This is a genomic window from Pseudomonas sp. HLT2-19-2, from assembly GCF_054898005.1.
Genome location: NZ_CM142712.1, coordinates 4,161,488 through 4,188,224, shown reverse-complemented (window position 1 = coordinate 4,188,224; position 26,737 = coordinate 4,161,488). Strand labels below are relative to the sequence as shown.

General features: G+C 59.3%; 22 protein-coding genes. 15 read left to right on the top strand and 7 right to left on the bottom strand.

Features of this window, described 5'->3' with window-relative positions; all coding sequences use genetic code 11:
* Nucleotides 1–13 precede the first annotated feature (13 nt).
* Nucleotides 14–2,755: an aconitate hydratase AcnA gene (acnA, locus tag ACYZTU_RS19475; RefSeq protein WP_461964785.1), complete on the bottom strand. Its 2,742-nt coding sequence runs from the start codon at nucleotides 2,753–2,755 to the stop codon at nucleotides 14–16.
* 222 nt (nucleotides 2,756–2,977) lie between these two features.
* Between acnA and rlmM the strand changes: the two genes are divergently transcribed.
* Nucleotides 2,978–4,051, top strand: a complete 1,074-nt coding sequence (rlmM, locus tag ACYZTU_RS19470; RefSeq protein WP_415759883.1) for a 23S rRNA (cytidine(2498)-2'-O)-methyltransferase RlmM — start codon at nucleotides 2,978–2,980, stop codon at nucleotides 4,049–4,051.
* 92 nt (nucleotides 4,052–4,143) lie between these two features.
* Nucleotides 4,144–4,395 carry a sulfurtransferase TusA gene (tusA, locus tag ACYZTU_RS19465; RefSeq protein WP_007907805.1) on the top strand — a complete coding sequence of 84 codons (252 nt, stop codon included), beginning with the start codon at nucleotides 4,144–4,146 and terminating at the stop codon, nucleotides 4,393–4,395.
* On the opposite strand, the gene ACYZTU_RS19460 is transcribed toward tusA, so the two are convergent.
* On the bottom strand, nucleotides 4,392–5,801 hold the full coding sequence (locus tag ACYZTU_RS19460) for an MATE family efflux transporter (RefSeq protein WP_461964783.1): 1,410 nt from the start codon (nucleotides 5,799–5,801) through the stop codon (nucleotides 4,392–4,394). The genes tusA and ACYZTU_RS19460 overlap by 4 nt on opposite strands.
* Before the next feature lie 215 nt (nucleotides 5,802–6,016).
* Here ACYZTU_RS19460 and pdxB point away from each other — a divergent pair, with 215 nt between their 5' ends.
* Nucleotides 6,017–7,159 carry a 4-phosphoerythronate dehydrogenase PdxB gene (pdxB, locus tag ACYZTU_RS19455; RefSeq protein ID WP_461964781.1) on the top strand — a complete coding sequence of 381 codons (1,143 nt, stop codon included), beginning with the start codon at nucleotides 6,017–6,019 and terminating at the stop codon, nucleotides 7,157–7,159.
* A gap of 85 nt (nucleotides 7,160–7,244) precedes the next feature.
* Here pdxB and ACYZTU_RS19450 read toward each other — a convergent pair whose 3' ends face one another.
* Nucleotides 7,245–7,424 (bottom strand): PA1571 family protein, encoded by a 180-nt coding sequence (locus ACYZTU_RS19450; protein ID WP_461964779.1) that lies wholly within the window; start codon nucleotides 7,422–7,424, stop codon nucleotides 7,245–7,247.
* 259 nt (nucleotides 7,425–7,683) lie between these two features.
* Between ACYZTU_RS19450 and ACYZTU_RS19445 the strand changes: the two genes are divergently transcribed.
* A complete protein-coding gene (locus tag ACYZTU_RS19445) occupies nucleotides 7,684–9,480 on the top strand; it encodes an ABC transporter transmembrane domain-containing protein (RefSeq protein WP_461964777.1) in 1,797 nt (598 codons plus the stop codon).
* 71 nt (nucleotides 9,481–9,551) lie between these two features.
* Here ACYZTU_RS19445 and ACYZTU_RS19440 read toward each other — a convergent pair whose 3' ends face one another.
* On the bottom strand, nucleotides 9,552–11,480 hold the full coding sequence (locus ACYZTU_RS19440; protein WP_461964775.1) for a transglycosylase SLT domain-containing protein: 1,929 nt from the start codon (nucleotides 11,478–11,480) through the stop codon (nucleotides 9,552–9,554).
* Nucleotides 11,481–11,693: 213 nt separating this feature from the next.
* Here ACYZTU_RS19440 and ACYZTU_RS19435 point away from each other — a divergent pair, with 213 nt between their 5' ends.
* The gene (locus ACYZTU_RS19435; protein ID WP_461964773.1) at nucleotides 11,694–13,610 is read left to right on the top strand and encodes an ATP-binding cassette domain-containing protein; all 1,917 of its coding nucleotides are present in this window, start codon (nucleotides 11,694–11,696) and stop codon (nucleotides 13,608–13,610) included.
* Nucleotides 13,611–13,673: 63 nt separating this feature from the next.
* Here the strand turns inward: ACYZTU_RS19435 and ACYZTU_RS19430 are convergent, their stop codons facing one another.
* Complete coding sequence (locus tag ACYZTU_RS19430; protein ID WP_461964771.1) at nucleotides 13,674–14,111, bottom strand: universal stress protein; 438 nt, start codon at nucleotides 14,109–14,111, stop codon at nucleotides 13,674–13,676.
* 104 nt (nucleotides 14,112–14,215) lie between these two features.
* On the opposite strand from ACYZTU_RS19430, the gene ACYZTU_RS19425 reads away from it, so the two are divergent.
* The 7 genes from ACYZTU_RS19425 (at nucleotide 14,216) to ACYZTU_RS19395 (ending at nucleotide 22,682) form a co-directional block, all read left to right on the top strand.
* The gene (locus ACYZTU_RS19425) at nucleotides 14,216–14,653 is read left to right on the top strand and encodes a hypothetical protein (protein WP_449646028.1); all 438 of its coding nucleotides are present in this window, start codon (nucleotides 14,216–14,218) and stop codon (nucleotides 14,651–14,653) included.
* A 542-nt stretch (nucleotides 14,654–15,195) separates the two neighbouring features.
* On the top strand, nucleotides 15,196–17,343 hold the full coding sequence (gene fadB / locus ACYZTU_RS19420) for a fatty acid oxidation complex subunit alpha FadB (RefSeq protein WP_461964769.1): 2,148 nt from the start codon (nucleotides 15,196–15,198) through the stop codon (nucleotides 17,341–17,343).
* Between the two features lie 32 nt (nucleotides 17,344–17,375).
* Complete coding sequence (gene fadA, locus ACYZTU_RS19415; protein WP_008007076.1) at nucleotides 17,376–18,551, top strand: acetyl-CoA C-acyltransferase FadA; 1,176 nt, start codon at nucleotides 17,376–17,378, stop codon at nucleotides 18,549–18,551.
* Between the two features lie 99 nt (nucleotides 18,552–18,650).
* Nucleotides 18,651–18,887, top strand: a complete 237-nt coding sequence (locus ACYZTU_RS19410; RefSeq protein WP_007953059.1) for a DUF1653 domain-containing protein — start codon at nucleotides 18,651–18,653, stop codon at nucleotides 18,885–18,887.
* Between the two features lie 114 nt (nucleotides 18,888–19,001).
* Nucleotides 19,002–21,629, top strand: coding sequence for a type I DNA topoisomerase (gene topA / locus ACYZTU_RS19405; protein ID WP_461964767.1), 2,628 nt, complete (start codon nucleotides 19,002–19,004; stop codon nucleotides 21,627–21,629).
* A gap of 140 nt (nucleotides 21,630–21,769) precedes the next feature.
* The gene (locus ACYZTU_RS19400; RefSeq protein ID WP_461964765.1) at nucleotides 21,770–22,294 is read left to right on the top strand and encodes a DUF6586 family protein; all 525 of its coding nucleotides are present in this window, start codon (nucleotides 21,770–21,772) and stop codon (nucleotides 22,292–22,294) included.
* A 154-nt stretch (nucleotides 22,295–22,448) separates the two neighbouring features.
* Nucleotides 22,449–22,682, top strand: coding sequence for a hypothetical protein (locus ACYZTU_RS19395; RefSeq protein ID WP_033061920.1), 234 nt, complete (start codon nucleotides 22,449–22,451; stop codon nucleotides 22,680–22,682).
* 94 nt (nucleotides 22,683–22,776) lie between these two features.
* On the opposite strand, the gene sulA is transcribed toward ACYZTU_RS19395, so the two are convergent.
* Both sulA and lexA read right to left on the bottom strand, forming a co-directional pair.
* The gene (gene sulA / locus ACYZTU_RS19390; RefSeq protein WP_461964763.1) at nucleotides 22,777–23,250 is read right to left on the bottom strand and encodes an SOS-induced cell division inhibitor SulA; all 474 of its coding nucleotides are present in this window, start codon (nucleotides 23,248–23,250) and stop codon (nucleotides 22,777–22,779) included.
* Nucleotides 23,251–23,260: 10 nt separating this feature from the next.
* Complete coding sequence (lexA, locus tag ACYZTU_RS19385; RefSeq protein WP_007933171.1) at nucleotides 23,261–23,869, bottom strand: transcriptional repressor LexA; 609 nt, start codon at nucleotides 23,867–23,869, stop codon at nucleotides 23,261–23,263.
* Nucleotides 23,870–24,098: 229 nt separating this feature from the next.
* On the opposite strand from lexA, the gene ACYZTU_RS19380 reads away from it, so the two are divergent.
* From ACYZTU_RS19380 to ACYZTU_RS19370, 3 genes are all read left to right on the top strand, one after another.
* Nucleotides 24,099–24,806, top strand: coding sequence for a TetR/AcrR family transcriptional regulator (locus tag ACYZTU_RS19380; RefSeq protein ID WP_461964761.1), 708 nt, complete (start codon nucleotides 24,099–24,101; stop codon nucleotides 24,804–24,806).
* A gap of 158 nt (nucleotides 24,807–24,964) precedes the next feature.
* The gene (gene nagZ / locus ACYZTU_RS19375; protein ID WP_461964760.1) at nucleotides 24,965–25,975 is read left to right on the top strand and encodes a beta-N-acetylhexosaminidase; all 1,011 of its coding nucleotides are present in this window, start codon (nucleotides 24,965–24,967) and stop codon (nucleotides 25,973–25,975) included.
* Between the two features lie 12 nt (nucleotides 25,976–25,987).
* Complete coding sequence (locus tag ACYZTU_RS19370) at nucleotides 25,988–26,725, top strand: S-methyl-5'-thioinosine phosphorylase (RefSeq protein ID WP_461964759.1); 738 nt, start codon at nucleotides 25,988–25,990, stop codon at nucleotides 26,723–26,725.
* Nucleotides 26,726–26,737 lie beyond the last annotated feature (12 nt).

The window sequence follows — 26,737 nt, the reverse complement described above, 5'->3', positions numbered from 1 at the left end:
TGTCAGCAGGCTGTTACGACGCAATCAACTGCCGCAACACGTAATGCAAAATCCCTCCTGATTTGAAGTACTCCACCTCGTTAAGAGTATCGATCCGGCACAGCACCTCGATTTTCTCGCGGCTGCCGTCTTCACGGGTGATCACCAGCGTCAGGTTCATCCGCGGTGTCAGCTCGATGCCTGTCAAACCAAGAATATCCAGCGTCTCCTTGCCGGTCAGGTTCAGGCTCTTGCGGTTTTGATCCAGTTTGAACTGCAAGGGCAGCACGCCCATGCCCACCAGATTGGAACGGTGAATCCGTTCGAAACTTTCGGCAATGACCGCTTTGACCCCCAGCAGATTGGTGCCCTTGGCCGCCCAGTCGCGGCTCGAACCGGTGCCGTATTCTTGCCCTGCAATCACCACCAGCGGCGTGCCCGAGGCTTGATAACGCATGGCCGCGTCGTAGATCGGGATTTTCTCCCCGGTGGGCATGTAGATCGTATTCCCGCCTTCTTCGCCGCCGAGCATCTCGTTACGGATGCGGATGTTGGCAAAGGTACCGCGCATCATCACTTCGTGGTTGCCGCGACGGGAGCCGTAGGAGTTGAAGTCTCGCGGTTCCACGCCTTTCTCGCGCAGGTAATGGCCCGCCGGGCTGTCCGCCTTGATGTTGCCGGCCGGGGAGATGTGGTCGGTGGTCACCGAGTCGCCGAGCAACGCGAGGACCTTGGCGCCGGCGACGTCTTTGACCACCGGCGGCGGGCCGCCGATGTCATCGAAAAATGGCGGGTGCTGGATGTAAGTCGAATCGTCCTGCCAGATATAGGTCGCCGCTTGCGGCACTTCAATCGCCTGCCACTGCTGGTCGCCGGCAAACACTTCGGCGTACTCCTTGTGGAACATCGCGGTGTTGACCTGATTCACCGCGTCGGCGATCTCTTGGGTGCTCGGCCAGATGTCCCGCAGATAAACCAGATTGCCCGCTTTGTCGGTACCCAAAGGTTCGCTACTGATGTCGGTGCGCACCGTGCCGGCCAGCGCGTAAGCAACGACCAGCGGTGGGGAGGCCAGCCAGTTGGTTTTCACCAGAGGATGCACGCGACCTTCGAAGTTGCGGTTGCCCGACAGCACCGAGGCGACGGTCAGGTCGGCGGCCTGAATGGCTTTTTCGATGGGCTCCGGCAAGGGGCCGGAGTTGCCGATACACGTGGTGCAGCCGTAGCCGACCAGGGCAAAACCCAGTTCATCAAGGTACTGGGTCAGGCCGGCAGCCTTGTAGTAGTCGGTGACCACTTTTGAGCCGGGGGCCAACGAACTCTTGACCCACGGTTTGCGCTTGAGGCCTTTCTCCACGGCTTTCTTCGCCACCAGGCCGGCGGCCATCATTACGCTCGGATTGGAGGTGTTGGTACAGGAGGTGATCGCAGCGATCACCACCGCGCCGTTTTTCAATCGGTAGGTCTCACCGTCATATTCGTAGTCTGCTTCACCAGCCATATCGGCATTGCCCACCGCTACGCCACCGCCGCCTTCACTTTCGAGACGACCGACTTCCTTGCTGGTGGGTTTGAATTGCAGTTCGATGAAGTCACTGAACGCTTGCGCGACATTCGGCAGCGATACCCGGTCCTGGGGGCGTTTCGGCCCGGCAAGGCTGGCCTCGACGCTACCCATGTCCAGCGCCAGACTGTCGGTGAACATCGGTTCCTGGCCCGGCAGGCGCCACAGGCCCTGGGCTTTGCTGTAGGCCTCGACCAGTTTCACGGTTTCGCTGGGGCGACCGGATAAACGCAGATAGTCCAGGGTGATGTCGTCCACCGGGAAGAAGCCGCAGGTGGCGCCGTATTCCGGGGCCATGTTGGCGATGGTTGCACGGTCGGCCAGCGGCAGGTCGGCGAGGCCGTCGCCGTAGAACTCGACGAACTTGCCGACCACGCCTTTCTTGCGCAGCATCTGGGTGACGGTCAGCACCAGGTCAGTGGCGGTGATGCCTTCCTTGAGCTTGCCGGTGAGTTTGAAGCCGATCACTTCCGGGATCAGCATCGACACCGGTTGGCCCAGCATCGCCGCTTCCGCTTCGATCCCGCCGACACCCCAGCCGAGCACGCCGAGGCCGTTGATCATGGTGGTGTGGGAGTCGGTGCCGACCAGGGTGTCCGGGAAGGCATACGTGCGGCCGTCCTCGTCCTTGGTCCAGACCGTGCGCCCCAGGTATTCCAGGTTCACCTGGTGGCAGATCCCGGTGCCCGGCGGCACCACGCTGAAGTTGTCGAAGGCGCTTTGGCCCCAGCGCAGGAACGCATAACGTTCACCGTTGCGCTGCATTTCGATGTCGACGTTCTGTTCGAAGGCGCTGGAACTGCCGAACTTGTCGACCATCACCGAGTGGTCGATCACCAGATCCACGGGGGAGAGCGGATTGATTCGTTGCGGGTCGCCGCCGGCCTTGGCCATCGCGGCGCGCATGGCGGCGAGGTCGACCACGGCGGGCACGCCGGTAAAGTCCTGCATCAATACCCGCGCGGGACGGTACTGAATTTCGCGGTCGGAGCGACGTTCCTTGAGCCAGGCGGCAATCGCCCGAAGGTCGGCGCCGGTGACGGTTTTTTCATCTTCCCAGCGCAGCAGGTTTTCCAGCAGCACTTTCAACGACATGGGCAGCTTGTCGAGATCGCCCAGGCTTTTGGCGGCATCCGGCAAGCTGAAATAGTGATAGGTCTTGTCGTCGATTTGTAAGGTTTTAAGGGTTTTCAGGCTATCGAGGGACGGCATTGAAATGACTCCTTTGGGTCCGCACGGCTACGGACTGAGGGAACGAACTGAGGTTTAAACCTAGTCCTGTTTGGTGCTTAAGGCTAATAACTGGACTCTATGGCCAAGTCCAAGGTTCCGAACTCGGCTATCATGCGCCGGTTTTCGTGACAGGCTTTGCTTCAACGCAAGTCTGGGCATCGCGCAGTGGTTGAATTTCTCGCCATCTGCCCAGGAGTAAGAATGAACACCCTCTTTATGCATTGCCGGCCGGGCTTCGAAAGCGAAGTCTGTTCCGAGATTTCCGAACATGCCGCGCGGCTGAACGTGGCCGGTTATGCCAAGGCCAAGACTGCCAGCGCCTGCGCTGAATTCATCTGCACCGAAGAAGACGGCGCCGAGCGCCTGATGCGTGGGCAACGTTTCGCCGATCTGATCTTCCCGCGCCAATGGGCTCGCGGGATCTTCATTGATCTGCCGGAAACCGACCGCATCAGCGTAATCCTCGCCCACATGGCAGACTTCCCGCTGTGCGGAAGCCTATGGCTGGAAATGGTCGACACCAACGATGGCAAGGAACTGTCGAACTTCTGCAAGAAGTTCGAAGGCCACCTGCGCAAGGCGCTGATGGCGGCTGGCAAACTGGTTGAAGATGCCCACAAACCACGCCTGCTGCTGACTTTCAAAAGTGGCCGCGAAGTGTTCATGGGGCTGGCCGAGTCGAATAACTCGGCGATGTGGCCGATGGGCATTCCGCGTCTGAAGTTTCCGCGCGACGCGCCAAGCCGTTCGACCCTGAAGCTGGAAGAGGCGTGGCACCACTTCATCCCGCGCGATCAGTGGGATGAGCGTCTGCACAGTGATATGACTGGCGTCGACCTTGGCGCCGCGCCCGGTGGTTGGACCTGGCAACTGGTCAATCGCGGCATGCTGGTGACTGCGATCGACAACGGTCCGATGGCCGAAAGCCTGATGGACACTGGTCTTGTGCAACACTTGATGGCCGACGGTTTCACGTTCAAGCCCAAGCAACCGGTGGACTGGATGGTCTGTGACATCGTCGAGAAACCGGCGCGCAACGCCGCGATGCTGGAAGAATGGATTGGCGAGGGGCATTGCCGCGAAGCGGTGGTCAACCTCAAGCTGCCAATGAAACAGCGTTACGCCGAAGTGAAGCGATTGCTGGAGCGCATTGCCGACGGGTTCAAGGAGCGCGGCATTCGGGTCGAGATCGGCTGCAAACAGCTGTACCACGACCGTGAAGAAGTGACGTGCCACTTGCGCCGGCTGGATGTGAAGAAACCCAAGTCCCGCTGAATCACACGAACCCCATGTGGGAGCGGTGTACGCCACAGATGACGCTAAGCCCGGCAATGCGCGACAATGCCGGCCAGTTTCAGGAGTGAATCATGAGTGAAATGATTGATACGCCGGTAGACGGCACCCTCGACGCCACCGGCCTCAACTGCCCGGAACCGGTGATGATGCTGCACCAGCACATCCGTGACCTGGTGCCCGGCGGTTTGCTGAAGGTGATCGCCACCGACCCGTCGACCCGTCGCGACATTCCCAAGTTTTGCGTGTTTCTCGACCACGAACTGGTCGCGCAGCACGAAGAGGCAGGCACCTACCTCTACTGGATTCGCAAGAAACTCGCTTAACCTGCCGAATGACTGATACGAATCCGCTTGCGCGCGCTGCGCGTCAGGCGGATCGACAGCATCAGCGCCGCGCAACTCAAGCCGACGATCAAACCCTGCCACAGCCCGCTCGGGCCGCTCGGCGGGCCAAGCCATTCGGTCAGGCCCAGCGCGTAACCCACCGGCAAACCAATCCCCCAGTAAGCGAACAGCGTCAGGATCATCGTCACCCGAGTGTCCTGATAGCCGCGCAACGCACCGGCTGCAGTGACCTGGATCGCATCGGAAAACTGGAACAGCGCCGAATACACAATCAGCATCGCCGCGACATGAATCACCGTCGGATCAGCCGTGTAGATCGTTGCGATGTGTTCACGCAGCAACAGCATCATGCTCGCGGAAATGCATGCGTAAGCCAGCGCCGTGCCCATGCCGACGCCGGCGGCGAAGCGTGCTTCACGAGGTTCACCACGGCCCAGTGCCTGGCCGACGCGCACGGTGACGGCCATTCCCAGCGAGTAAGGGATCATGAACACCAGGGAGCTGACGTTCAGCGCAATCTGGTGGCCCGCCACGACAGTCGCGCCGAGGCTGCCGATAAGGAGGGCAATCACCGCGAAGATACTCGATTCGGCGAACACCGCAATGCCGATCGGCAGGCCGATGCCCAGCAGGCGTTTGATCACCGACCATTGTGGCCAGTCGAAGCGGCTGAACAGCTCGCTTTTCTGGTAGGACGGCGCCCAGCGTGTATAGGCCATCATGCCGAGGGCCATGAACCACATCACAATCCCCGTCGCCCAGCCACAACCGGCACCGCCCATGGCGGTCACGCCCAAGTGGCCATAAATGAAGACGTAGTTCAGCGGGATGTTCAACGCCAAGGCGCACAAACCGAGGATCATCGCCGGGCGAGTGCGGCCCATGCCATCACTGAAGCAGCGCAACACATGGTAGAACGCGACCGCTGGTAAACCGGCGGCAATGCCGTGGAGGTATTGCATGCACGGGCCGATCAGCTCGGGGTCGACCTTCATGATGTGCAGGATGGGTTCGGCGGCGATGAGCATGCCGGTCGCCATCAACCCCACCACCAATGCCAGCCACAGCGCCTGACGCACAATCGGGCCGATCTCGCTGTGGTTGCCGGCGCCGAAACGCTGGGCGACTTTGGGCGTGGTGGCCAACAGAGTGCCGGTCATCAACAGAAACACCGGCACCCAGATCGAGTTGCCCAGCGCCACTGCCGCCAGATCCCGTGGCCCGACCCGGCCCGCCATCACCGCATCGACGAAGCCCATGGCGGTGGTCGCCAGTTGCGCGATCATGATCGGCAGGGCCAGGCCGAGCAGGTTTTTCAGCTCCAGGCGAACCCGGGCCGGGCGGGTGAGGGAAGTAGCGGCGAGGCTGTCAGTCACGGAATTCAAGGGCGAAACGTCCAAAGATATTGATGCGCTAGGCGGCGCATTCTACGCCCTGACGCAGTGGTCAGGAAAAGAGCTGTGTTGCGGATTTGTAATTACCTGTGCACGGTATTCGCTTTCCCACAGGGTGAGTTGTTCGCCATATCAAGGTGAGCAATGCCTGCTGGCCCACTACGGTCGTCTCCGCCTACACTGCCGATCCGCCAAAGGAGCCTGCCATGCTGATTGTTGCCGACGAAAATATCCCGCTGCTCGATGCCTTCTTTGAAGGTTTCGGTGAAATCCGCCAGGTGCCGGGACGTTCCATTGACCGCGCCACCGTCGAACAGGCCGATGTGCTGCTGGTGCGTTCGGTGACTAACGTCAACCGCGCGTTGCTCGAAGGCAGCAAGGTGCGCTTTGTCGGTACCTGCACCATCGGCACTGATCACCTGGACCTGGATTACTTTCAGCGGGCCGGCATCACCTGGTCCAGCGCACCCGGCTGCAATGCCCGCGGCGTGGTCGACTACGTGCTCGGCAGTCTGCTGACCCTGGCCGAAATCGAAGGCGCTGACCTGACGCAGCGCACCTACGGCGTCGTCGGTGCCGGTGAAGTGGGCGGCCGTTTGGTCAAGGTTCTACAAGGTTTGGGCTGGAAGGTGTTGGTCTGCGATCCGCCAAGGCAAGCCGCTGAAGGTGGCGATTACGTCAGCCTCGAACAGATCATCGAGCAGTGCGATGTCATCAGTCTGCACACGCCATTGAAGAAACACGGCGCTCAGGCGACTTGGCATCTGTTCGATAAAAACCGGTTGAACCGGCTCAAATCCGGTACCTGGCTGATCAACGCCAGTCGCGGCCCGGTGGTGGACAACGCCGCCCTGCGCCAGGTGCTGCTGCAACGCGAAGATTTGCAAGCGGTGCTGGACGTTTGGGAAGGCGAGCCTGAGGTCGATGTGGCGTTGGCCGATCTCTGCGTGCTGGCGACCCCGCACATCGCCGGTTACAGCCTCGATGGCAAACAGCGTGGCACCGCGCAGATCTATGAGGCGTATTGCACATTTATCGGGCAACCGGCCCAGGTCGCGTTGAGCGATTTGCTGCCGGCGCCCTGGTTGTCGCAAGTGACCTTGAACGCTGAAAGCGATCCGACCTGGGCGCTGGCCATGTTGTGCCGTGGCGTGTACGACCCGCGCCGCGACGATGCGGATTTCCGTCGCAGCCTTGTAGGCAATGTGAACGAGCAGCGAGCGGCGTTCGATTCACTGCGCAAGCATTACCCGCTGCGGCGGGAGATTGATGGGTTGAAGGTGCGGATCGAGGGGGATTCGCTGGCATTGCAGCGGATCGTGTCGGCACTTGGTGCTTCGGCTGTCTAGAGACAGCGATAGGGTGCGCAGCACCCAAAAACCAGCCATAAAAAACCCGGCCATCAGGGGCCGGGTCAAGAAGACGGTGGCTATATCACTTTTGTTTGGCAGGCTTGACCAATCGCTGCTCCAGTTCGCGGCAAGCGTCCTGGATCATGCCTTCAGTGATCGGTACTTCGCGCCCTTTTTCGTCAATGATTGAGCAACCCAGAGACTGGTCTGGCTGTGTGCGGATCACTTCAATCTTGTCATCACTGCTGTTTTGCAAGGACATGGCCTGTCTCCTCATCAGGTTGTGTGCTTACTGTAGAACCGCCAGGTGACCGGGCTGTGACAGCTCCCTGCGATCTTCCAGAACGGCGACATCAGTCCACCAGAAATACCGCGGCGTTGCCACCCGGACTTTAGACCAATACCGTCTAGGGCCTAGTCTTTGCGGTCATAATTAACCTGACTCATTATGATTTACAGCGTTCAATCCCATAGACCGGTGTAGGCTTGATCGCGTCAAACCCTACTGGTTGCGCCATCGAATGATCTCCGTCCTTTCATCCCGTCAACGACGCGCCATGCGCCTGGCCTTGCGTTTCGTCGCGCCTTATCGCTGGCCGGCCTTCGGTGCCTTGCTCGCATTGATCGTCACGGCGGGCATCACCTTGTCCATGGGGCAGGGGATTCGCCTGCTGGTGGATCAGGGTTTCATGACCCAGTCACCGCATTTGCTCAACCAGTCGATCGGCCTGTTTTTGTTGCTGGTGGTCGGCCTTGCGATTGGCACCTTCGCGCGTTTTTACCTGGTCTCATGGATCGGCGAGCGCGTTGTCGCGGACATCCGCCGTCAGGTGTTCAACCATCTGATCTACCTGCACCCAGGATTTTACGAAGACAATCGCAGCTCCGAAATTCAGTCGCGCCTGACTGCCGACACCACGTTGCTGCAATCGGTGATCGGCTCTTCGCTGTCACTGTTCCTGCGCAATCTGTTGATGGTGATCGGCGGGATCGTCTTGCTGTTTATCACCAATCCCAAGCTCACCAGCATCGTGGTGGTCGCCTTGCCGTTGGTGATCGCGCCGATCCTGATCTTCGGCCGTCGGGTGCGTAGCCTGTCGCGCCTGAGTCAGGACCGGATTGCCGATATCGGCAGCTATGTCTCCGAAACCCTCGGCCAGATCAAAACTGTGCAGGCCTACAACCATCAGGTCCAGGACGAGCAGCGCTTTGCCGTAACGGTGGAAGAGGCCTTCAGCACTGCTCGCAAGCGGATCTTCCAGCGGGCCTGGCTGATTACTCTGGTGATCGTGCTGGTGCTTGGCGCGGTCGGGGTGATGCTCTGGGTCGGCGGAATGGATGTCATCGCCGGCCGGATTTCCGCGGGCGAGCTGGCAGCGTTTGTGTTTTACAGCCTGATCGTCGGCAGCGCCTTCGGCACGTTGAGCGAAGTGATCGGCGAGCTGCAGCGTGCCGCCGGCGCCGCCGAACGGATCGCTGAGTTGCTGCGCTCGGAGAACATTATCCAGCCACCGACCACGGGCCTGGTGACCTTGCCTGAGCGGGTGAAGGGTGACTTGGTGCTGCAAAACGTGCGCTTTTGCTACCCCTCGCGTCCCGAAAGCTATGCCGTTGATGGGTTGAATCTGACCATCAATGCTGGCGAAACCGTCGCGTTGGTAGGACCCTCCGGTGCCGGCAAGTCGACGGTGTATGACTTGCTGCTGCGCTTTTACGACCCGGTCGAAGGACGCATCCTGCTCGATGGCGTGCCGCTGACTCAACTCGATCCGCTGGACCTGCGCCGCTGCTTCGCCCTGGTCTCGCAAACGCCGGCACTGTTCTTTGGCAGCATCGAAGAGAACATCCGCTATGGCAATCCAACGGCGACCCTGGCCCAGGTTCAGGAAGCGGCGACAATCGCGTACGCCCACGACTTCATCGAGCAAATGCCCAGCGGCTACCAGACCCATCTTGGCGACGGTGGCCTCGGTTTGTCCGGTGGCCAGCGCCAACGCCTTGCCATTGCCCGGGCGCTGCTGGTTGACGCGCCTATCCTGCTGCTGGACGAAGCCACCAGCGCCCTCGACGCGCAGAGCGAACACCTGATCCAGCAAGCCCTGCCGAGCCTGATGAAAAACCGCACCACGCTGGTCATCGCCCACCGGCTGGCTACGGTGAAAAACGCTGACCGGATCGCGGTGATGGATCAGGGGAAACTGGTAGCGGTGGGCACACATCAGGAATTGATTGCGAGCAACGCGCTGTATGCGCGGTTGGCGGCGTTGCAGTTCAGTGATGGGCGCCATGTTCCAACCGACCAGGTACCGACTAAGTAACCGACCAAGTAGAGCACCCAAAAAAATGCCCGCATCAATCGATGCGGGCATTTTTGTCAGCGCTTCAAAGCTTATTGGTCGTCAAAGTAGCGCTCATGCCAATCCACCAGCGGCTGTGGTGAATTGAGCTTCTGGCCGTAGATCACCGAGTACGACAACACGTTTTGCACGTACTGGCGGGTTTCGTCGAACGGGATGCTTTCCACCCACACGTCGAAGCTCAGGTGGTCCGCACCGCGCAGCCACTGACGTACGCGGCCCGGGCCGGCGTTGTAGGCGGCGGAAGCGAGGACGCGGTTGCCGTTGAACTGGCTGTGGACCTGGCTCAGGTACGCGGCGCCGAGCTGGATGTTCTTGTCTGGATCGAACACTTGCTGCGGCGAAGCCAGCGGGATGCTGAACTTGCGCGCGGTCTCCTTGGCGGTGCCGGGCATCAGTTGCATCAGGCCGCTGGCGCCGACGCCGGAACGGGCGTCGACCATGAAAGCACTTTCCTGACGGGTGATGGCGAACACCCAGCTCGAATGCAGGCCACGAACCTTGGCTTCGCGCACCAGGGTTTCGCGGTGGGCCATCGGGAAACGGATGTCCAGGTCGTCCCAGTACTTCGCCTGACTGATGGTTCGGATTGCCGGGAAATACCATTTCAGGTCGTAAGCCAGTTTCGCCTGGGCAACCATTTCGTCGCGGCTAAAGTGGCGGCTGACGTGGTACCACTCGCGGCGACCGTCGACGATCTGTCCGCGAGCGTGAAACTCAAGCGCCCGACGCACGCCAGGGGTATTGCGGACCTTGTTGATCAGCGCCTGGCTGAGCACCAGCGGTTTGTTGTTCAGCGAGTAGGGCAGCTGCGAGCGATCCGCCGCGAGGAACCCATAAAAATCACGTTCGCGGGCGAGGCCCTTATAAAGCGTCTGCGCTTCCGGGTTCTGCGGCTGCGCCAGTTCCAGGCTGCGGGCCTGCCAATAACGCCAGCGGTTGGTGGTCGCCAGGTCCGGCGGCAGGCGGCGAGTCAACTGATAGGCATCGTCCCAGCGGGCCAGGCGCAGCAGCAGACGCAAGCGCCATTCGGACACCGTGTTGTCACGCAGTTCCGGGTCGTATTTAGTCATCATGTCCAGCGCGCGGCTGTCGAACCGTTTAGCCAGGGACAGGCCGATTTCCCGGGCGATCGCCACTTTTTCGTCACGGGAGAAGTGCATGCTGCTGGCATAACTATCGAGCATCTGCATCGCCCGGTCAGGATCCTGCCGCGCCAGACGGCGCAGGCCAAGGCTGACCACGTCGGACATCGGCTCGTCGGCCGGAATGAACCGTGAAGGAGCGTTGAGCAGTTCGGGTTTCTGCGCCACCTCCACCAGCAAACGACCGCGAGGGGCGAGGGTGGTCAGTCCGTTGACCAAGCTGTTGGCCAACGGATAGTTGCGTGCCTGGGCGGCAAGCTTGGCGCGCTCCCAGCGTTTCTGCTCGGTCAGTTGACCTTCGGCGGCCCAAATACCAAACAGCGCATCGCACGCGGCGGGTTGGGATTTGCCGGTCAGCCAGAGTTTATTGGCGTTGGCGTAACCCTCGGATTTCTGGTTATGCCCGATCTGATACTGCGCGTTCAGGCAGTCCAGTTCGGTGAAATTGAGCTTGGGATCGTAGTACTTGACGAAGGTCGCCCAGTCGCCGCGTTCGGCCAGCCAACGCAACCAGCGCAACTTCATCCAGTTGGCCTGGGGCAGGTCACCGTGCTCAGCGAGGAATTTCTCGATTTCGACATTGCTCGCGTTTTTAAGGCGGGCGGTCAGTTCGTCATACGCCAGATATGGTTCCAGCGGGTAATCGCTGAGGGCCTGGCTGTAACGGAAATAAGGACCGGTATCCCCCTTGGCGAGGGCACGCTTGGCTTCATCGTAATACTGGCGCTGGGTGGACAGGTCCACCGCCTGGGCGGTTTGAACGGCAGTGGCAGAAAGAAGAAAACAGGATAAAAGACTGAAAAGGCGACTGCGCATGAGACGTCCGGGCAGAGAAATCATGACAAGCGCGGGCAATGCCCGCGCTGAATTACCTGTAGCTTAGCCTTTTGCCAGCAGCGGGCGAAAGCTTTGCCGGCCTGTCAGCATCAGTTCGCAACATTTGTCATGCAGAGTGTCGGGAAGGTGAAATTGCCGGCCTTCTGAAGCCTTAAGTCAGGTAGAATGCGCGCCCGGTTTTTGGAGAAGCTCATGACCCTGCTCAAATTCAGCGATGTGTCCCTTGCTTTCGGCGCTATGCCGTTGTTGGACAAGGTGTCCTGGCAGATCGCCCGTGGTGAGCGGGTGTGCATCATCGGCCGCAATGGCACTGGCAAGTCCAGCATGATGAAGCTCGTCAAGGGCGACCAGAAGCCTGATGACGGTTCTGTTTGGCGTGCACCCGGCCTCAAAATTGGCGAATTGCCGCAAGAATTGCCGGTAGCCGATGAGCGGACCGTGTTCGACGTGGTGGCCGAAGGCCTGGACGGTGTCGGCGAACTGCTCGCGCAGTATCACCATCTGAGCCAGAACATCGTCACCGACGCCGACCTGGACAAACTGATGCACGTCCAGCACGACCTTGAAGCCCGTGACGGCTGGCGTTTGCAGCAATTGGTCGACAGCACCTTGAGCCGTCTGCAGTTGCCGGCCGACAAGACTCTCGCCGAATTGTCCGGCGGCTGGCGTCGTCGTGTCCTGCTGGCTCAGGCTCTGGTTTCCGAACCTGATCTGCTGCTGCTCGACGAGCCGACCAACCACCTGGACATCGGTGCGATCGCCTGGCTTGAAGAGGCACTGAAGGATTTTCAGGGCGCCGTGCTGTTCATCACGCACGACCGTTCATTCCTGCAGAACCTCGCCACCCGCATCCTCGAACTGGACCGCGGCGGCCTGATCGACTGGAACGGCGACTACGCCAGTTTCCTCGTGCACAAAGAAGCCTCGTTGGCCGCTGAAGACACTGCCAACGCGCTGTTCGACAAAAAACTGGCCCAGGAAGAAGTCTGGATCCGCCAGGGCATCAAGGCTCGCCGCACCCGTAACGAAGGCCGCGTGCGCGCCCTCAAAGCCCTGCGCAACGAGCGTAGCGAGCGCCGTGAGCGCAGCGGCAAGGCCAATATTCAGCTGGATACCGCTGACAAGTCCGGCAAGCAGGTAATGGTCCTCGAAAACGTGAGCTTCGCTCACCCGGGCGGCCCGTTCCTGATCAAGGATTTCTCGATGGTCCTGCAGCGCGGCGACCGTATCGGTCTGCTCGGCGCCAACGGTACCGGCAAGACAACCTTGCTGAAACTGATGCTCAACGGTTTGCAGCCAACCAGCGGAACAGTGGAAGAGGGGACGCGCATCGACGTGGCCTACTTCGACCAGTTACGCCATCAGCTGGACCTGGAAAAAACCGTAATCGACAACGTCGCAGAAGGTCGCGACTTCATCGATATCGATGGTCAGAGCCGTCACGTGCTGAGCTACCTCGGCGACTTCCTGTTCAGCCCGCAGCGTGCCCGCACGCCGGTCAAGGCGCTGTCCGGTGGTGAGCGCGCCCGTCTGTTGCTGGCCAAACTGTTCAGCAAACCGGCGAACCTGCTGGTCCTCGACGAACCGACCAACGACCTCGACGTCGAAACCCTCGAGTTGCTGGAAGAGGTCTTGCTGACCTTCAACGGTACCGTGCTGATGGTCAGTCACGACCGGGCATTCCTCGACAACGTGGTCACCAGCACCCTGGTCTTCGAAGGTGAAGGCAAGGTTCGTGAATACGTCGGTGGTTATCAGGACTGGCTGCGTCAGGGCGGCTCGCCGCGCCTGCTGGGCGTGACCGAGAGCAAGTCTGGCAAAGCCGACCTGACCTCCGCGGTCGTGACAGCCGAAGCGGCGCCAGTTGATGCGGTAGAAGCGCCGGTGGCGAAGAAGAAGCTCAGCTACAAGTTGCAGCGTGAGCTGGAAATGTTGCCGGCTCAGATCGAAGCCATGGAACAGCAGATCGCTACCGTTGAGGCGCAAATGGCCGATGCCGGTTTCTATCAGCGTCCTGCTGCCGAGACCGCTGCAGTGATCGCCCAGTTGGAGCAGTTGCAGGCTGAGCACGATGTAATGGTTGAGCGCTGGGCCGAGCTGGATGCCTGATTGATCCTGCTATAAAAAAGCCCGGCGTTCAGTGATGAGCGCCGGGCTTTTTGTAGGAGTCGTTTAGCTTCTGAGCAGGCGCACCGCGAGCACATCGCATGGCGCACCGTGCAGCACGTCATTGGCGGTCGAACCCAGCAGCAATGCCAGGCCATGTCGGCCATGACTGCCCACTACGATCAGGTCGCAGGTTTGTTCCTTGGCCAGGTGGTGGATCTCCTGGCGTGGCTGGCCGTAGGTCAGGTGGCTGTATTCTTTGGAAAGCTCCGGATACTTCACGATCAGTCGGTCCAGGCGTTCCTTGGCCTGATCAAACTGCTGTTGTTGCAGTTGTGACAGGTCCATGGGGACGTCGCCGCCAAAGGCCATGGCCATCGGCTCGACAATATGCACCAGGGACAGTTTCGCGCCGCTGCTCAGCGACAGTTCGCGGGCGCGGTGGATGACAGGATCGCACTCTTCGGTTAGATCTACAGCGACCAGAATGTGGGTGTAGGGCATGAGGTGCTCCTCCTGAGGATTGCAATATTGGTAAGTATGGCTGGTTTCAAGCGCATTGGTTTCAAAGTGACTCAATGGGCTCATCAAGAATCGGGAGTACACATATGACGGTCTGGATAGTGGTGTCAATCCTGCTGGTGGTTCTGAGTCCGCTGGCATGGTTGCGGCCGTCACGCCACCAGAGCGGCCGCATGGCCTTGCGCATGGAGGCGCGACGCATCGGATTGGCGATGCAACTGGCGCCACAGGACTGGCCGCACTGGCTGAGCCAGGAGCCACCGAGCCCTTGCGCCCAGTACCATCGGCCGCGGCGTGGCAATCAGCCGGTGTGCTGGAGTTACTGGCAAAAAGCACCCGGTGTGTGGGTAAATCAGTGGCAGGAGGTCTGCGAGGATCGAGCGCTGCTTAATCATTTCGAAAAATTGCCAGCTAACGTCTACAAGATCGAAGCGGACAAGCAGATGATCACTTTGTATTGGGGTGAAAAGGGCGAAGCGACGGTTTTGCAGGATATTGATGCGCTGCTGAAAGCGCTGGCATAAATTGCGGAAATTTCGCGCCGCAATGGCGCGAAACGTCCGGCAGGCAGGCAATAAAAAGCCCGACATAATCATCGGGCTGGGGTTGGCCAGGCAGGCCGGTAATTCGGTGTGGAGCTGATTTTGCGCTGGGCATTCGCCAAAAGCGTTGATGTTTTTTTCCTCAAGGTCCCGCCAGCGTAGCTTGTTAAACAAAGGCTGCAGAGAATTAGGGCGACTTTTCTAACTATTGATCCTATGAATGGCCTCACATGCAGCGGCGTGTTGCAGGTCTTCGTGGTACGGAAATGACCGGAAAGTCGCGTTTCAACCAGTATTTTGGGCGATTGACAATTGTCGGAAATTCCGTGAAGGTGACGTACCCAAATCAAACGGGCGTATGAATTGAGCGTTTGTATTACAAACCGCTCCTACAGAATCCCGACTATCGCGTTGGCGGGTGTGCCGGGTGGATTGGCGTTAGCATCGACGATAAACGTCTCTGCCGTGCCATTCGCCTGCGTCCGACGTGTACTGTTCAGCTTCCATATCGTGGAGATCAGTTGATGATTTACGAAGGTAAAGCCATCACGGTTACGGCTCTTGAAAGTGGCATCGTCGAATTGAAATTCGACCTCAAGGGTGAGTCCGTCAACAAGTTCAACCGTCTAACCCTGAACGAACTGCGTCAGGCCGTAGACACTATCAAGGCAGATGCTTCGATCAAGGGTGTGATCGTCAGCAGTGGCAAGGACGTGTTCATCGTCGGCGCCGACATCACCGAATTTGTCGAAAACTTCAAGCTGCCTGATGCAGAGCTTGTTGCTGGCAATCTGGAAGCCAACAAGATTTTCAGCGATTTCGAAGACCTCAATGTCCCGACTGTCGCCGCGATCAACGGCATCGCCCTGGGTGGCGGTCTGGAAATGTGCCTGGCGGCGGACTACCGCGTCATGTCCACCAAGGCCAAGATCGGTCTGCCGGAAGTCAAGCTGGGCATCTACCCCGGCTTCGGCGGTACCGTGCGCCTGCCGCGGATCATTGGTGCCGATAACGCCATCGAGTGGATTGCCGCCGGCAAGGAAAACCGCCCTGAAGATGCGCTGAAAGTCGGCGCAGTCGACGCCGTGGTCGCCCCGGAGAAATTGCACGAAGCGGCGCTGAACCTGGTCAAGGGCGCCATCTCCGGCGAATTTGACTACAAGGCCAAGCGTCAGCCGAAACTGGAAAAGCTCAAGCTCAACGCCATCGAACAAATGATGTCGTTCGAAACCGCCAAGGGTTTCGTGGCCGGTCAGGCTGGCCCGAACTACCCTGCGCCGGTTGAAGCGATCAAGACCATCCAGAAAGCGGCGAACTTCGGTCGCGACAAGGCGCTGGAAGTCGAAGCCGCCGGTTTCGTCAAACTGGCCAAGACCCCTGCCGCGCAGAGCTTGATCGGTCTGTTCCTGAACGACCAGGAACTGAAGAAAAAGGCCAAGGCCTACGACGAAATCGCTAAAGACGTGAAGCAGGCTGCCGTATTGGGCGCCGGCATCATGGGGGGCGGTATCGCTTATCAGTCGGCTTCCAAAGGGACGCCGATCCTGATGAAGGACATCAACGAGCACGGCATCGAGCAAGGTCTGGCGGAAGCCGCCAAACTGCTGGTAGGCCGCGTTGATAAAGGTCGCATGACCCCGGCGAAAATGGCTGAAGTGCTTAACGGCATTCGTCCGACCCTGTCCTACGGTGATTTCGGTCACGTCGACCTGGTGGTTGAAGCTGTCGTCGAGAACCCTAAGGTCAAGCAAGCCGTTCTGGCCGAAGTCGAAGACAAGGTCAAAGAGGACACCATTCTCGCGTCCAACACCTCGACCATTTCCATCACCTTGCTGGCGAAAGCCCTCAAGCGTCCGGAAAACTTCGTCGGCATGCACTTCTTCAACCCGGTGCACATGATGCCGTTGGTAGAAGTGATCCGTGGCGAGAAGTCCAGCGAGCTGGCCGTTGCCACCACCGTTGCCTACGCCAAGAAAATGGGCAAGAACCCGATCGTCGTGAACGACTGCCCGGGCTTCCTGGTCAACCGCGTGCTGTTCCCGTACTTTGGCGGTTTCGCCAAACTGGTCAGCGCTGGTGTGGACTTTGTCCGTATCGACAAGGTTATGGAAAAATTCGGCTGGCCAATGGGCCCGGCGTACCTGATGGACGTGGTCGGCATCGACACCGGCCACCACGGTCGCGACGTCATGGCTGAAGGCTTCCCGGATCGCATGAAAGACGATCGTCGTTCGGCCATCGACGTGCTCTACGAAGCCAAGCGCCTGGGCCAGAAGAACGGCAAGGGCTTCTACGCCTACGAGACTGACAAGCGCGGCAAGCAGAAGAAAGTCGCCGATCCGTCGGTACTGGAAGTGCTCAAGCCGATCGTTTACGAGCAGCGCGAAGTTACAGACGAAGACATTATCAACTGGATGATGATCCCGCTGTGCCTGGAAACCGTGCGTTGCCTGGAAGACGGCATTGTCGAAACCGCTGCCGAAGCCGACATGGGTCTGGTCTACGGTATTGGTTTCCCTCCATTCCGTGGCGGTGCGCTGCGCTACATCGATTCGATCGGTGTTGCTGAGTTCGTTGCCCTGGCTGACCAGTACTCTGATTTGGGCGCGCTGTACCACCCGACCGCGAAGCTGCGTGAAATGGCCAAAACCGGCCAACGGTTCTTCGGTTAAGCGTCCAAACACTTGAGCGAGAGTGAAATTTTATGAGCTTGAATCCAAGAGACGTCGTGATTGTCGACTTCGGTCGTACTCCGATGGGCCGCTCCAAGGGCGGCATGCACCGCAACACCCGCGCCGAAGACATGTCGGCGCACCTGATCAGCAAACTGCTGGAACGCAACGTCAAGGTCGACCCGAGCGAAGTCGAAGACGTGATCTGGGGCTGTGTGAACCAGACCCTGGAGCAGGGCTGGAACATCGCTCGCATGGCGTCCCTGATGACGCAGATCCCACACACTGCTGCCGGTCAGACTGTCAGCCGCCTGTGTGGCTCGTCGATGAGCGCATTGCACACTGCCGCGCAAGCGATCATGACCGGCAACGGTGACGTGTTCGTGGTGGGCGGCGTCGAGCATATGGGCCATGTGAGCATGATGCACGGTGTCGATCCGAACCCGCACATGTCCCTGTACGCGGCGAAAGCCTCGGGCATGATGGGCTTGACCGCTGAAATGCTGGGTAAAATGCACGGCATCACTCGCGAACAACAGGACGCTTTCGGCGTGCGCTCCCACCAGCTTGCTCATAAAGCAACGCTGGAGGGCAAGTTCAAAGACGAAATCATCCCGATGCAGGGCTACGACGAGAACGGTTTCCTGAAACTGTTCGACTACGACGAAACCATTCGTCCGGAAACCACCCTGGAAAGCCTGGCGGCTCTCAAGCCTGCTTTCAACCCTAAGGGCGGCACCGTGACAGCCGGTACGTCGTCGCAGATCACCGACGGTGCTTCGTGCATGATCGTGATGTCGGCGCAACGTGCGCAGGACCTGGGCATCCAGCCGATGGCGGTTATCCGCTCTATGGCGGTGGCAGGCGTGGACCCGGCAATCATGGGTTATGGTCCAGTACCGGCTACGCAGAAAGCACTGAAGCGCGCGGGTCTTGGCATTAACGATATCGACTTCTTCGAGCTCAACGAAGCTTTCGCTGCACAGGCCCTGCCAGTGCTGAAAGATTTGAAAGTACTCGACAAGATGAACGAGAAGGTTAACCTGCACGGCGGCGCGATCGCCCTGGGTCACCCATTTGGTTGCTCCGGTGCGCGTATCTCCGGCACTCTGCTGAACGTGATGAAGCAAAATGGCGGCACCTTCGGGGTGGCTACCATGTGCATTGGTCTCGGCCAAGGCATCTCCACCGTCTTCGAACGCGTTTAAGCGTTTCGTCGAAGGAAGCCGGGGCCAAGTGCCCCGGTTTTTGTTTTTCTGAATTTATTTTTATTTTTATTTTGAAAAGATTTGAGTGAGGGCCAAAGCATGCCGATACAACCTGGGCTCTACCAACATTACAAAGGTCCGCAATACCGCGTGTTCAGCGTTGCGCGGCATTCTGAAACCGAAGAAGAAGTGGTCTTCTACCAAGCCCTGTATGGCGATTACGGCTTTTGGGTGCGTCCCTTGAGCATGTTCCTGGAGTCGGTCGAGGTTGACGGCGAACAGGTGCCGCGCTTTGCTTTGGTGCAAGCCGAACCGAGCCTTTTTTCGAAGCCATAAGCTGAGTGCGCGCAAAACCCTGCGCTTGACCTCACCTTGTAGCCACTATATATAGCGGTGCCGCGTCAGGCGCCAACCGCCTTTCACTTCTAGAATTCAGGAATTTTCTGATCCATGGGCAAATCGCTGGTCATTGTGGAATCCCCGGCTAAGGCCAAGACCATCAACAAGTATCTGGGTAACCAATACGTGGTGAAGTCGAGTATCGGCCATATCCGAGACCTGCCCACCAGCGGTTCGGCTAGCGCCAGCAAAGAGCCAGCCGCCAAGCGCGGCAAGGCCGCCGCGGGTGAAGGTCCGGTGCTCACGCCGAAAGAGAAAGCGCGCAAGCAGCTGGTCTCGCGCATGGGTGTTGATCCCGATCATGGCTGGAAAGCCAAGTACGAGATCCTCCCGGGCAAGGAAAAGGTCATCGAAGAGCTGCGCCGGCTCGCCAAAGATGCTGACACCATCTATCTCGCAACCGACTTGGATCGCGAGGGGGAAGCCATTGCCTGGCACCTGCGCGAAGCCATCGGTGGTGACGACAGCCGCTACAAGCGCGTGGTGTTCAACGAAATCACCAAGAAGGCGATTCAGGAAGCCTTCTCCAAGCCGGGCGAGCTGGATATCGATCGTGTAAACGCCCAGCAGGCGCGTCGTTTCCTCGACCGCGTAGTGGGTTACATGGTTTCGCCACTGCTGTGGGCCAAGGTTGCCCGTGGCTTGTCAGCCGGTCGCGTGCAATCGGTTGCCGTGAAGTTGGTGGTCGAGCGTGAGCGCGAAATCCGCGCGTTCAACCCGGAAGAGTACTGGGAAGTTCACGCCGACCTCGGCACCGCCAAGGGCGCCACCGTGCGCTTTGACGTGGCTCGCGAGAAAGGCGAAGCCTTCAAGCCGCTCAACGAAGCCCAGGCCATGGCCGCGCTAGAGAAGCTCAAGGCTTCCAGCTACAGCATCGTCAAGCGCGAAGACAAACCGACCAGCAGCAAGCCGTCGGCACCTTTCATCACGTCCACTCTGCAACAGGCTGCGAGTAACCGCCTGGGCTTCGGCGTGAAGAAAACCATGATGATGGCCCAGCGTCTGTACGAAGCCGGCTACATCACCTACATGCGTACCGACTCCACCAACCTTTCGGTTGATGCGGTGACGATGGCGCGTACATATATTGAAGGCGAGTTCGGCAAGAAGTACCTGCCGGAAAACCCGAACGTCTACAGCAGCAAGGAAGGCGCACAAGAGGCTCACGAAGCGATTCGTCCCTCCGACGCCAATACCGAGCCAAGCAAGCTGTCGGGCATGGAGCGTGACGCAGAGCGGCTTTACGAGCTGATCTGGCGCCAGTTCCTCGCTTGCCAGATGCTGCCTGCGCAATACCTGTCGACCACGGTGACCGTGGGTGCCGGTGATTTCGAGCTGCGTGCCAAGGGCCGCATCCTGAAGTTCGACGGTTACACCCGCGTGATGCCGCAAATCGCCAAGCCAGGCGATGACGATGTGCTGCCGGACATGGCCCAGGGCGACGCGATCAAGCTGATCAAGCTTGATCCGACCCAGCACTTCACCAAGCCGCCGGCGCGTTACTCGGAAGCCAGCCTGGTTAAAGAAATGGAAAAACGCGGCATCGGTCGTCCTTCGACCTACGCAGCGATCATTTCGACCATCCAGGACCGCGGCTACGTGGCGCTGCACAACCGTCGTTTCTACTCGGAAAAGATGGGCGACATCGTTACCGAGCGTCTGGCCGAGAGCTTCTCTAACCTCATGGACTACGGCTTCACCGCCGGCATGGAGGAGAACCTAGATGACGTGGCCCAAGGCGAACGCGACTGGAAAAGCGTGCTCGACGAGTTCTATGGCGACTTCAAGAAAAAACTCGAAGTAGCCGAAAGCGCCGAAGGCGGCATGCGCGCCAACCAGCCGGTGATGACTGACATTCCGTGCGTGTTGTGCGGTCGTCCGATGCAGATTCGTACCGCTTCGACCGGTGTGTTCCTCGGCTGCTCGGGCTATAGCCTGCCGCCGAAAGAACGCTGCAAGGCCACCGTCAACCTGGTGCCGGGCGACGAAATCGCGGCGGACGACGAGGGTGAATCGGAATCGCTGGTGCTGCGTGGCAAGCACCGCTGTCCGATCTGCAGCACAGCGATGGACGCTTACCTGCTGGATGAGAAGCGCAAGCTGCACATCTGCGGTAACAACCCGGATTGCTCAGGCTACGAAATCGAAGAGGGCACTTACCGCATTAAAGGCTATGAAGGTCCGAGCCTCGAATGCGACAAGTGCGGCAGCGAGATGCAGCTCAAGACCGGCCGTTTCGGCAAGTTCTTTGGTTGCACCAATGCGACGTGCAAGAACACCCGAAAACTGCTGAAAAGCGGTGATGCAGCGCCGCCGAAGATGGATCCGGTAAAGATGCCTGAGCTGAAATGCGAAAAGGTCAACGACACCTACATCCTGCGCGACGGGGCTTCCGGCCTGTTCCTGGCGGCCAGCCAATTCCCGAAAAACCGCGAGACGCGTGCGCCGCTGGTCATGGAAATTGTGCCGCACAAGGATGAGATCGATCCGAAGTACCACTTCCTCTGCGAAGCACCGAAGAAAGATCCAGACGGCCTCCCCGCCGTAATCCGTTACAGCCGCAAGACCAAAGAGCAGTACGTGCAGACAGAGGTCGACGGTAAGCCGACTGGCTGGAAGGCGTACTACGACGGCGGCAAGTGGAAGGTTGAAGATAAGCGTCCATCAGCCAAGGCTTAAAAGGCGCTGTACACAAAAGGCCGCATGACAACCCTCGGGTTTTCATGCGGCCTTTTGTTTTGTGCTTGCGGTGAACTTGGGTGATCCACGACACTGTCTGGCCTGTGTGAAGCAATTATTTCGTTGTGGAGGCTGCCGTCATGGCCCACGAACTCTATACCCGTACCAACCAGAAGATTTACTTCGCCGGCCTGTCGCTGGAGGCGCTCGCCATAGCCGAAGAGGGGCGGGCGATTAACTCCCTGGCGCTGATTCAGGCCGGACGCGAATCGGCGTTGTTTCACTTGTACGGTGCGTTGCTGGGGCTATGCCATGAAATCGCCGGTTTCTATCGCTTGCCTCAGGCCAATGCACCTCGGGCCGAGCTGCTGCTGACTCGTGAAGTGCTGGAAGCCATCGCTATTCCCGAAATGGCCGAGATGGTCGAGTTGGTCAATAACTCTGAAACCTGGCTGGCCAAACTGCTCGCGGCCCATGCTGCGCTGTTTCAGCCGCCACGGGCGCCGCACAAACCCAAGGGTGACGTGACGCAACCGCTGATCCTCGCCGTTAACCTGGATGAAGAAGAGGCTCCGCAAGAGCTGAGCCGGGAAGAGTTGGAGAGCTGGCGTCAGAACCTCAAAGCCTTGGCGATTCGCTTTCGCGAAGGTCTGAACGAATGCTGAAGGATCGAGCGGAATAACGGATGACCCGGTGGGTTATCCGCTCAGGGATGAGCGTTGTCGGAAATTTCTCTTTGTAGTGGCATCTGGTCAAGATCTCGAGCGAAGCCTGGCCGATGCCTATATAATCCCCGCCTTTCGTGGAGAACAGACCTTTATGCCAACGTCCTTTCTAGAAATTGTCGAGTTACCAGACGGTCGTATCGAGCTGCGCAGGGCCGAGGACGAGGGGTCTCTGGTTACTTTGGATTTCTCCGAGGATGCCAAAGCGTTCCTGCAAGGCCAGCACGTTGAGGTCGCGAAGGCGATGCTGAGCGTCGGCGTTCAGATGGCCGGGCGCCTGGTTGAAGGCGATTTCAATACAGACGAGGGCGCGCGGGTTCTTCATTGATCCCGCTCGTCGGTTTTTTTGCTGGTATTGCTACAGATCGGCTTCTCTATCCTGGAGAAGCCCCGCGCTGTTTAAAGCGCGTATTGTTTGTCAGTTAGCCCAATCGAATATTCAGACTTTGTGCGTCCCCGATCCGGGCGGCGCTGATCAACTGTTGCCGTGAAGTTGTGCTTAATGGGTTGAGCCAACTGACCACCGTGTGGCTGCGGCCCAGGCGCAAGGCCTCGCAGGTCAACTGCTGTGCGCTCTGAGCGCCACGTGGTTGCAGCAGCAGGATGCGTTCGCGGTTAAGGCCGGCGTCCCGCAACCAGGTCTGGGTGAGGCTGGCGGGTGGGGCGATCAGCGTCAGCCAGCGCGCGTCCTGTTCCTGGCTCAGTTCCCTGAGGATCGGCGCAAGAAGGTTCAGGCAGTTCCCGGCTGCACCACGCAGCGACAGCTCACTGAAGACTTCGGGCTCGGTGCTCCAGGGTGACTCGACCACGTCTTTCAGGATCGGCGCCAACGGCTGCACCATGAAAGCTTCGAACAACGGCAGTTGGGCTTGCTGTGATGTGTGTGGGAACTGCATAAAGCCTCCTTTAGCGGCGAATGACGCCGACACTCAAGCCTTCGATCACCAGTTCCTGATCTTTCAGGTTCACTTCGATAGGGGCAAATTCAGGGTTTTCCGCAATCAACCAGACCTTGCTGCCATCGCGCTTGAAGCGCTTGACGGTCACTTCGTCACCGATCCGCGCCACCACGATCTGGCCGTTGCGGGCTTCACGGGTGGTGTGCACTGCCAGCAGGTCACCGTCGAAAATGCCCACGTCCTTCATGCTCATGCCATGAACCCGTAGTAGATAATCGGCACGAGGATGGAAGAACGACGGGTTGATGTTGCAGGACTCTTCGATATGTTGCTGGGCGAGGATCGGAGCCCCGGCAGCCACTCGGCCAATAATCGGCAGGGTGGACTCGTCGGCCTTGGCTTCGAAGCCGGGAATGCGAATGCCACGGGAAGCGCCGGGCGTCATCTCGATCGCACCCTTGCGAGCCAGCGCCTTGAGGTGTTCTTCCGCGGCGTTGGGTGACTTGAACCCCAGTTCCTGAGCGATTTCCGCACGGGTTGGCGGGTAGCCGTTGTCTTCGAGACAACGTTTGATGAAGGCCAGAATCTCTGCTTGGCGTGGCGTCAGCTTTAGCATATTGATCGCTCTGTCTTTTTATACAGTGACTGGGATTATATACAGTGAAACGGTCTTGGCAATGCCCCTTTTTTTACCGACCGCCAGACGGTCGATCAGCCTGCTGATTCACGCTCGGGAGTTGTATGGTTAAATAGCTGACCGACCATTCCCGAAACGAACCGGCAGGCTTGACAATGCACAGGCTGAAACGTATGTTTCAAACAAGTGTTTGTCAGGCGGAGTAGCCATGGCCCAGTCGGAAACCGTTGAACGCATTCTTGATGCTGCCGAGCAATTGTTCGCGGAAAAAGGTTTCGCTGAAACCTCACTGCGTCTGATCACCAGCAAGGCTGGTGTCAATCTGGCGGCGGTGAACTATCACTTCGGCTCGAAGAAGGCGCTGATCCAGGCAGTTTTCTCGCGCTTTCTTGGGCCGTTCTGCTTAAGCCTTGATAAGGAGCTGGAGCGGCGTCAGGCCAAGCCAGAGAATAAGCCGACACTTGAAGAACTGCTGGATATCCTCGTCGAGCAAGCCCTGGTGGTGCAACCACGCAGCGGTAACGATCTGTCGATTTTCATGCGTTTGTTGGGTCTGGCCTTCAGTCAGAGCCAAGGGCACTTGCGGCGTTATCTGGAAGACATGTACGGCAAGGTGTTCCGCCGCTACATGATGCTGGTCAACGAAGCGGCACCGCGTATTCCGCCGATTGAGCTGTTCTGGCGCGTGCACTTCATGCTCGGTGCCGCCGCGTTCAGCATGTCCGGTATCAAAGCCCTGCGCGCAATTGCCGAGACCGACTTTGGCGTCAACACCTCCATCGAGCAGGTCATGCGCCTGATGGTACCGTTCCTGGCTGCCGGCATGCGTGCCGAAACCGGCGTCACCGACACGGCCATGGCCACTGCGCAGTTGCGGCCGCGCAGCAAATCGACCCCTGTTGCCGCCAAGGTTTAACCGCACACGGGTGGGCGCGGCAGCTGACATCCGCTAAGCTAGCCGCCCATGCCGACTCTCGTTCTGAACCTGTTCCCCATTTATGTCGCCGACCTGCCGGGTCCAGCCCGTGGCGGTGAATTCGTGCGAGCCGGGTTTATCGTTATCAAGGAATCTCTATGACTGCTGGCCTGCAAGGCTCATTGATGGTGGACGTCGCCGGTACCTGGCTGACGGCTGAAGATCGCCAATTATTGCGCCAGCCTGAAGTAGGTGGCTTGATCATTTTTGCCCGCAACATCGAACATCCCCGTCAGGTGCGCGAGCTGAGCGCCGCGATCCGTGCCATTCGTCCTGAGCTGCTGCTGGCGGTGGACCAGGAGGGTGGTCGGGTGCAGCGCCTGCGCCAAGGCTTCGTGCGGCTGCCAGCCATGCGCGCTATCGCTGACAACCCGAATGCCGAATACCTCGCTGAACAGTGCGGCTGGATCATGGCGACTGAAGTGCTGGCCGTCGGCCTCGACCTGAGCTTCGCTCCGGTACTGGACCTCGATTATCAGCGCAGTGCCGTGGTCGGCACCCGTTCATTCGAAGGTGACCCCGAGCGCGCAGCGTTGCTGGCCGGTGCATTTATTCGTGGTATGAACAGCGCCGGCATGGCCGCTACCGGCAAGCACTTCCCCGGTCACGGCTGGGCCGAGGCAGATTCCCACGTCGCAATCCCTAATGATGAGCGCAGCCTCGACGAGATCCGCGCCAACGACCTGGTGCCGTTCGCCAAATTGAGCAAACAGCTGGCCGCCGTCATGCCGGCCCACGTTATCTATCCGCAAGTCGATTCCCAACCCGCCGGCTTCTCCCGCCGCTGGTTGCAGGACATTCTGCGCGGCGAACTGCAATTCGACGGCGTCATCTTCAGCGACGACCTGTCCATGGCCGGTGCCCACGTGGTCGGCGATGCTGCCAGCCGGATCGAAGCGGCGCTGACCGCCGGTTGCGACATGGGTCTGGTGTGTAACGATCGCGCGGCTGCCGAATTGGCCCTGTGCGCCGCCCAGCATCTGAAGGTAAAACCGTCCGAGCGCATCGCGCGGATGCGCGGCCAATCATACGCCAACATCGAATACCGTCAGCACCCGCGCTGGCTTGCAGCGGTCGGCGCGCTCAAAGAAGCTCAATTGATCGAATAAGGACTTTTTGTTATGACGGTTTACGCGATTATCGGCGGCACCGGACTGACTCAACTCGAAGGCCTGAGCATTCGCCAGTCACTGGCGGTGGACACTCCTTACGGCGCGCCTTCGGCTGAAGTGCAGATCGGTGAGTACGCCGGCAAAGAAGTGCTGTTCCTCGCGCGCCACGGTCATCCTCATCGTTTTCCGCCGCATCAAGTAAATTACCGCGCCAACCTCTGGGCGCTGAAGCAGGCTGGTGCCGAAGCGATTCTCGCGGTCAACGCCGTGGGTGGGATTCATGCCGTGATGGACACCGGATATTTCTGCGTACCGGATCAATTGATCGACTACACCAGTGGTCGCGAACACACCTATTTCGCCGATAATCTCGAACAAGTTACCCACATCGATTTCAGCTATCCCTACAGCGAAGCACTGCGTCAGCAGCTAATCGCGGCATTAGCGGCTGAAGGCGTTGGTTTTGCGAGCCAAGGCGTTTACGCCTGCACCCAGGGGCCACGGCTGGAAACCGTCGCTGAAATCGCGAGACTGGAGCGCGACGGATGCGACATCGTCGGCATGACCGGGATGCCTGAAGCGGCATTGGCTCGCGAGCTTGAACTGGATTACGCCTGTCTGGCGTTGGTGGTGAATCCGGCAGCGGGCAAGTCCACGTCGGTGATCACCATGGCCGAGATCGAGCAAGCGTTGCATGACGGGATGGGCACGGTGAAGTCGGCGTTGGCGCGAGTGCTGAAAAGCTGAGTTGGGTACCGG

Coding starts and splice junctions, on each gene's coding strand:
- ACYZTU_RS19380 (WP_461964761.1), top strand. CDS start 24,099: ATGGCCCAGTCGGAAACCGTTGAACGCATTCTTGATGCTGCCGAGCAA.
- ACYZTU_RS19425 (WP_449646028.1), top strand. CDS start 14,216: ATGACGGTCTGGATAGTGGTGTCAATCCTGCTGGTGGTTCTGAGTCCG.
- lexA (WP_007933171.1), bottom strand. CDS start 23,869: ATGCTAAAGCTGACGCCACGCCAAGCAGAGATTCTGGCCTTCATCAAA.
- tusA (WP_007907805.1), top strand. CDS start 4,144: ATGAGTGAAATGATTGATACGCCGGTAGACGGCACCCTCGACGCCACC.
- nagZ (WP_461964760.1), top strand. CDS start 24,965: ATGACTGCTGGCCTGCAAGGCTCATTGATGGTGGACGTCGCCGGTACC.
- pdxB (WP_461964781.1), top strand. CDS start 6,017: ATGCTGATTGTTGCCGACGAAAATATCCCGCTGCTCGATGCCTTCTTT.
- ACYZTU_RS19450 (WP_461964779.1), bottom strand. CDS start 7,424: ATGTCCTTGCAAAACAGCAGTGATGACAAGATTGAAGTGATCCGCACA.
- ACYZTU_RS19395 (WP_033061920.1), top strand. CDS start 22,449: ATGCCAACGTCCTTTCTAGAAATTGTCGAGTTACCAGACGGTCGTATC.
- ACYZTU_RS19440 (WP_461964775.1), bottom strand. CDS start 11,480: ATGCGCAGTCGCCTTTTCAGTCTTTTATCCTGTTTTCTTCTTTCTGCC.
- fadB (WP_461964769.1), top strand. CDS start 15,196: ATGATTTACGAAGGTAAAGCCATCACGGTTACGGCTCTTGAAAGTGGC.
- ACYZTU_RS19370 (WP_461964759.1), top strand. CDS start 25,988: ATGACGGTTTACGCGATTATCGGCGGCACCGGACTGACTCAACTCGAA.
- ACYZTU_RS19435 (WP_461964773.1), top strand. CDS start 11,694: ATGACCCTGCTCAAATTCAGCGATGTGTCCCTTGCTTTCGGCGCTATG.
- rlmM (WP_415759883.1), top strand. CDS start 2,978: ATGAACACCCTCTTTATGCATTGCCGGCCGGGCTTCGAAAGCGAAGTC.
- topA (WP_461964767.1), top strand. CDS start 19,002: ATGGGCAAATCGCTGGTCATTGTGGAATCCCCGGCTAAGGCCAAGACC.
- fadA (WP_008007076.1), top strand. CDS start 17,376: ATGAGCTTGAATCCAAGAGACGTCGTGATTGTCGACTTCGGTCGTACT.
- sulA (WP_461964763.1), bottom strand. CDS start 23,250: ATGCAGTTCCCACACACATCACAGCAAGCCCAACTGCCGTTGTTCGAA.
- ACYZTU_RS19410 (WP_007953059.1), top strand. CDS start 18,651: ATGCCGATACAACCTGGGCTCTACCAACATTACAAAGGTCCGCAATAC.
- acnA (WP_461964785.1), bottom strand. CDS start 2,755: ATGCCGTCCCTCGATAGCCTGAAAACCCTTAAAACCTTACAAATCGAC.
- ACYZTU_RS19430 (WP_461964771.1), bottom strand. CDS start 14,111: ATGCCCTACACCCACATTCTGGTCGCTGTAGATCTAACCGAAGAGTGC.
- ACYZTU_RS19400 (WP_461964765.1), top strand. CDS start 21,770: ATGGCCCACGAACTCTATACCCGTACCAACCAGAAGATTTACTTCGCC.
- ACYZTU_RS19445 (WP_461964777.1), top strand. CDS start 7,684: ATGATCTCCGTCCTTTCATCCCGTCAACGACGCGCCATGCGCCTGGCC.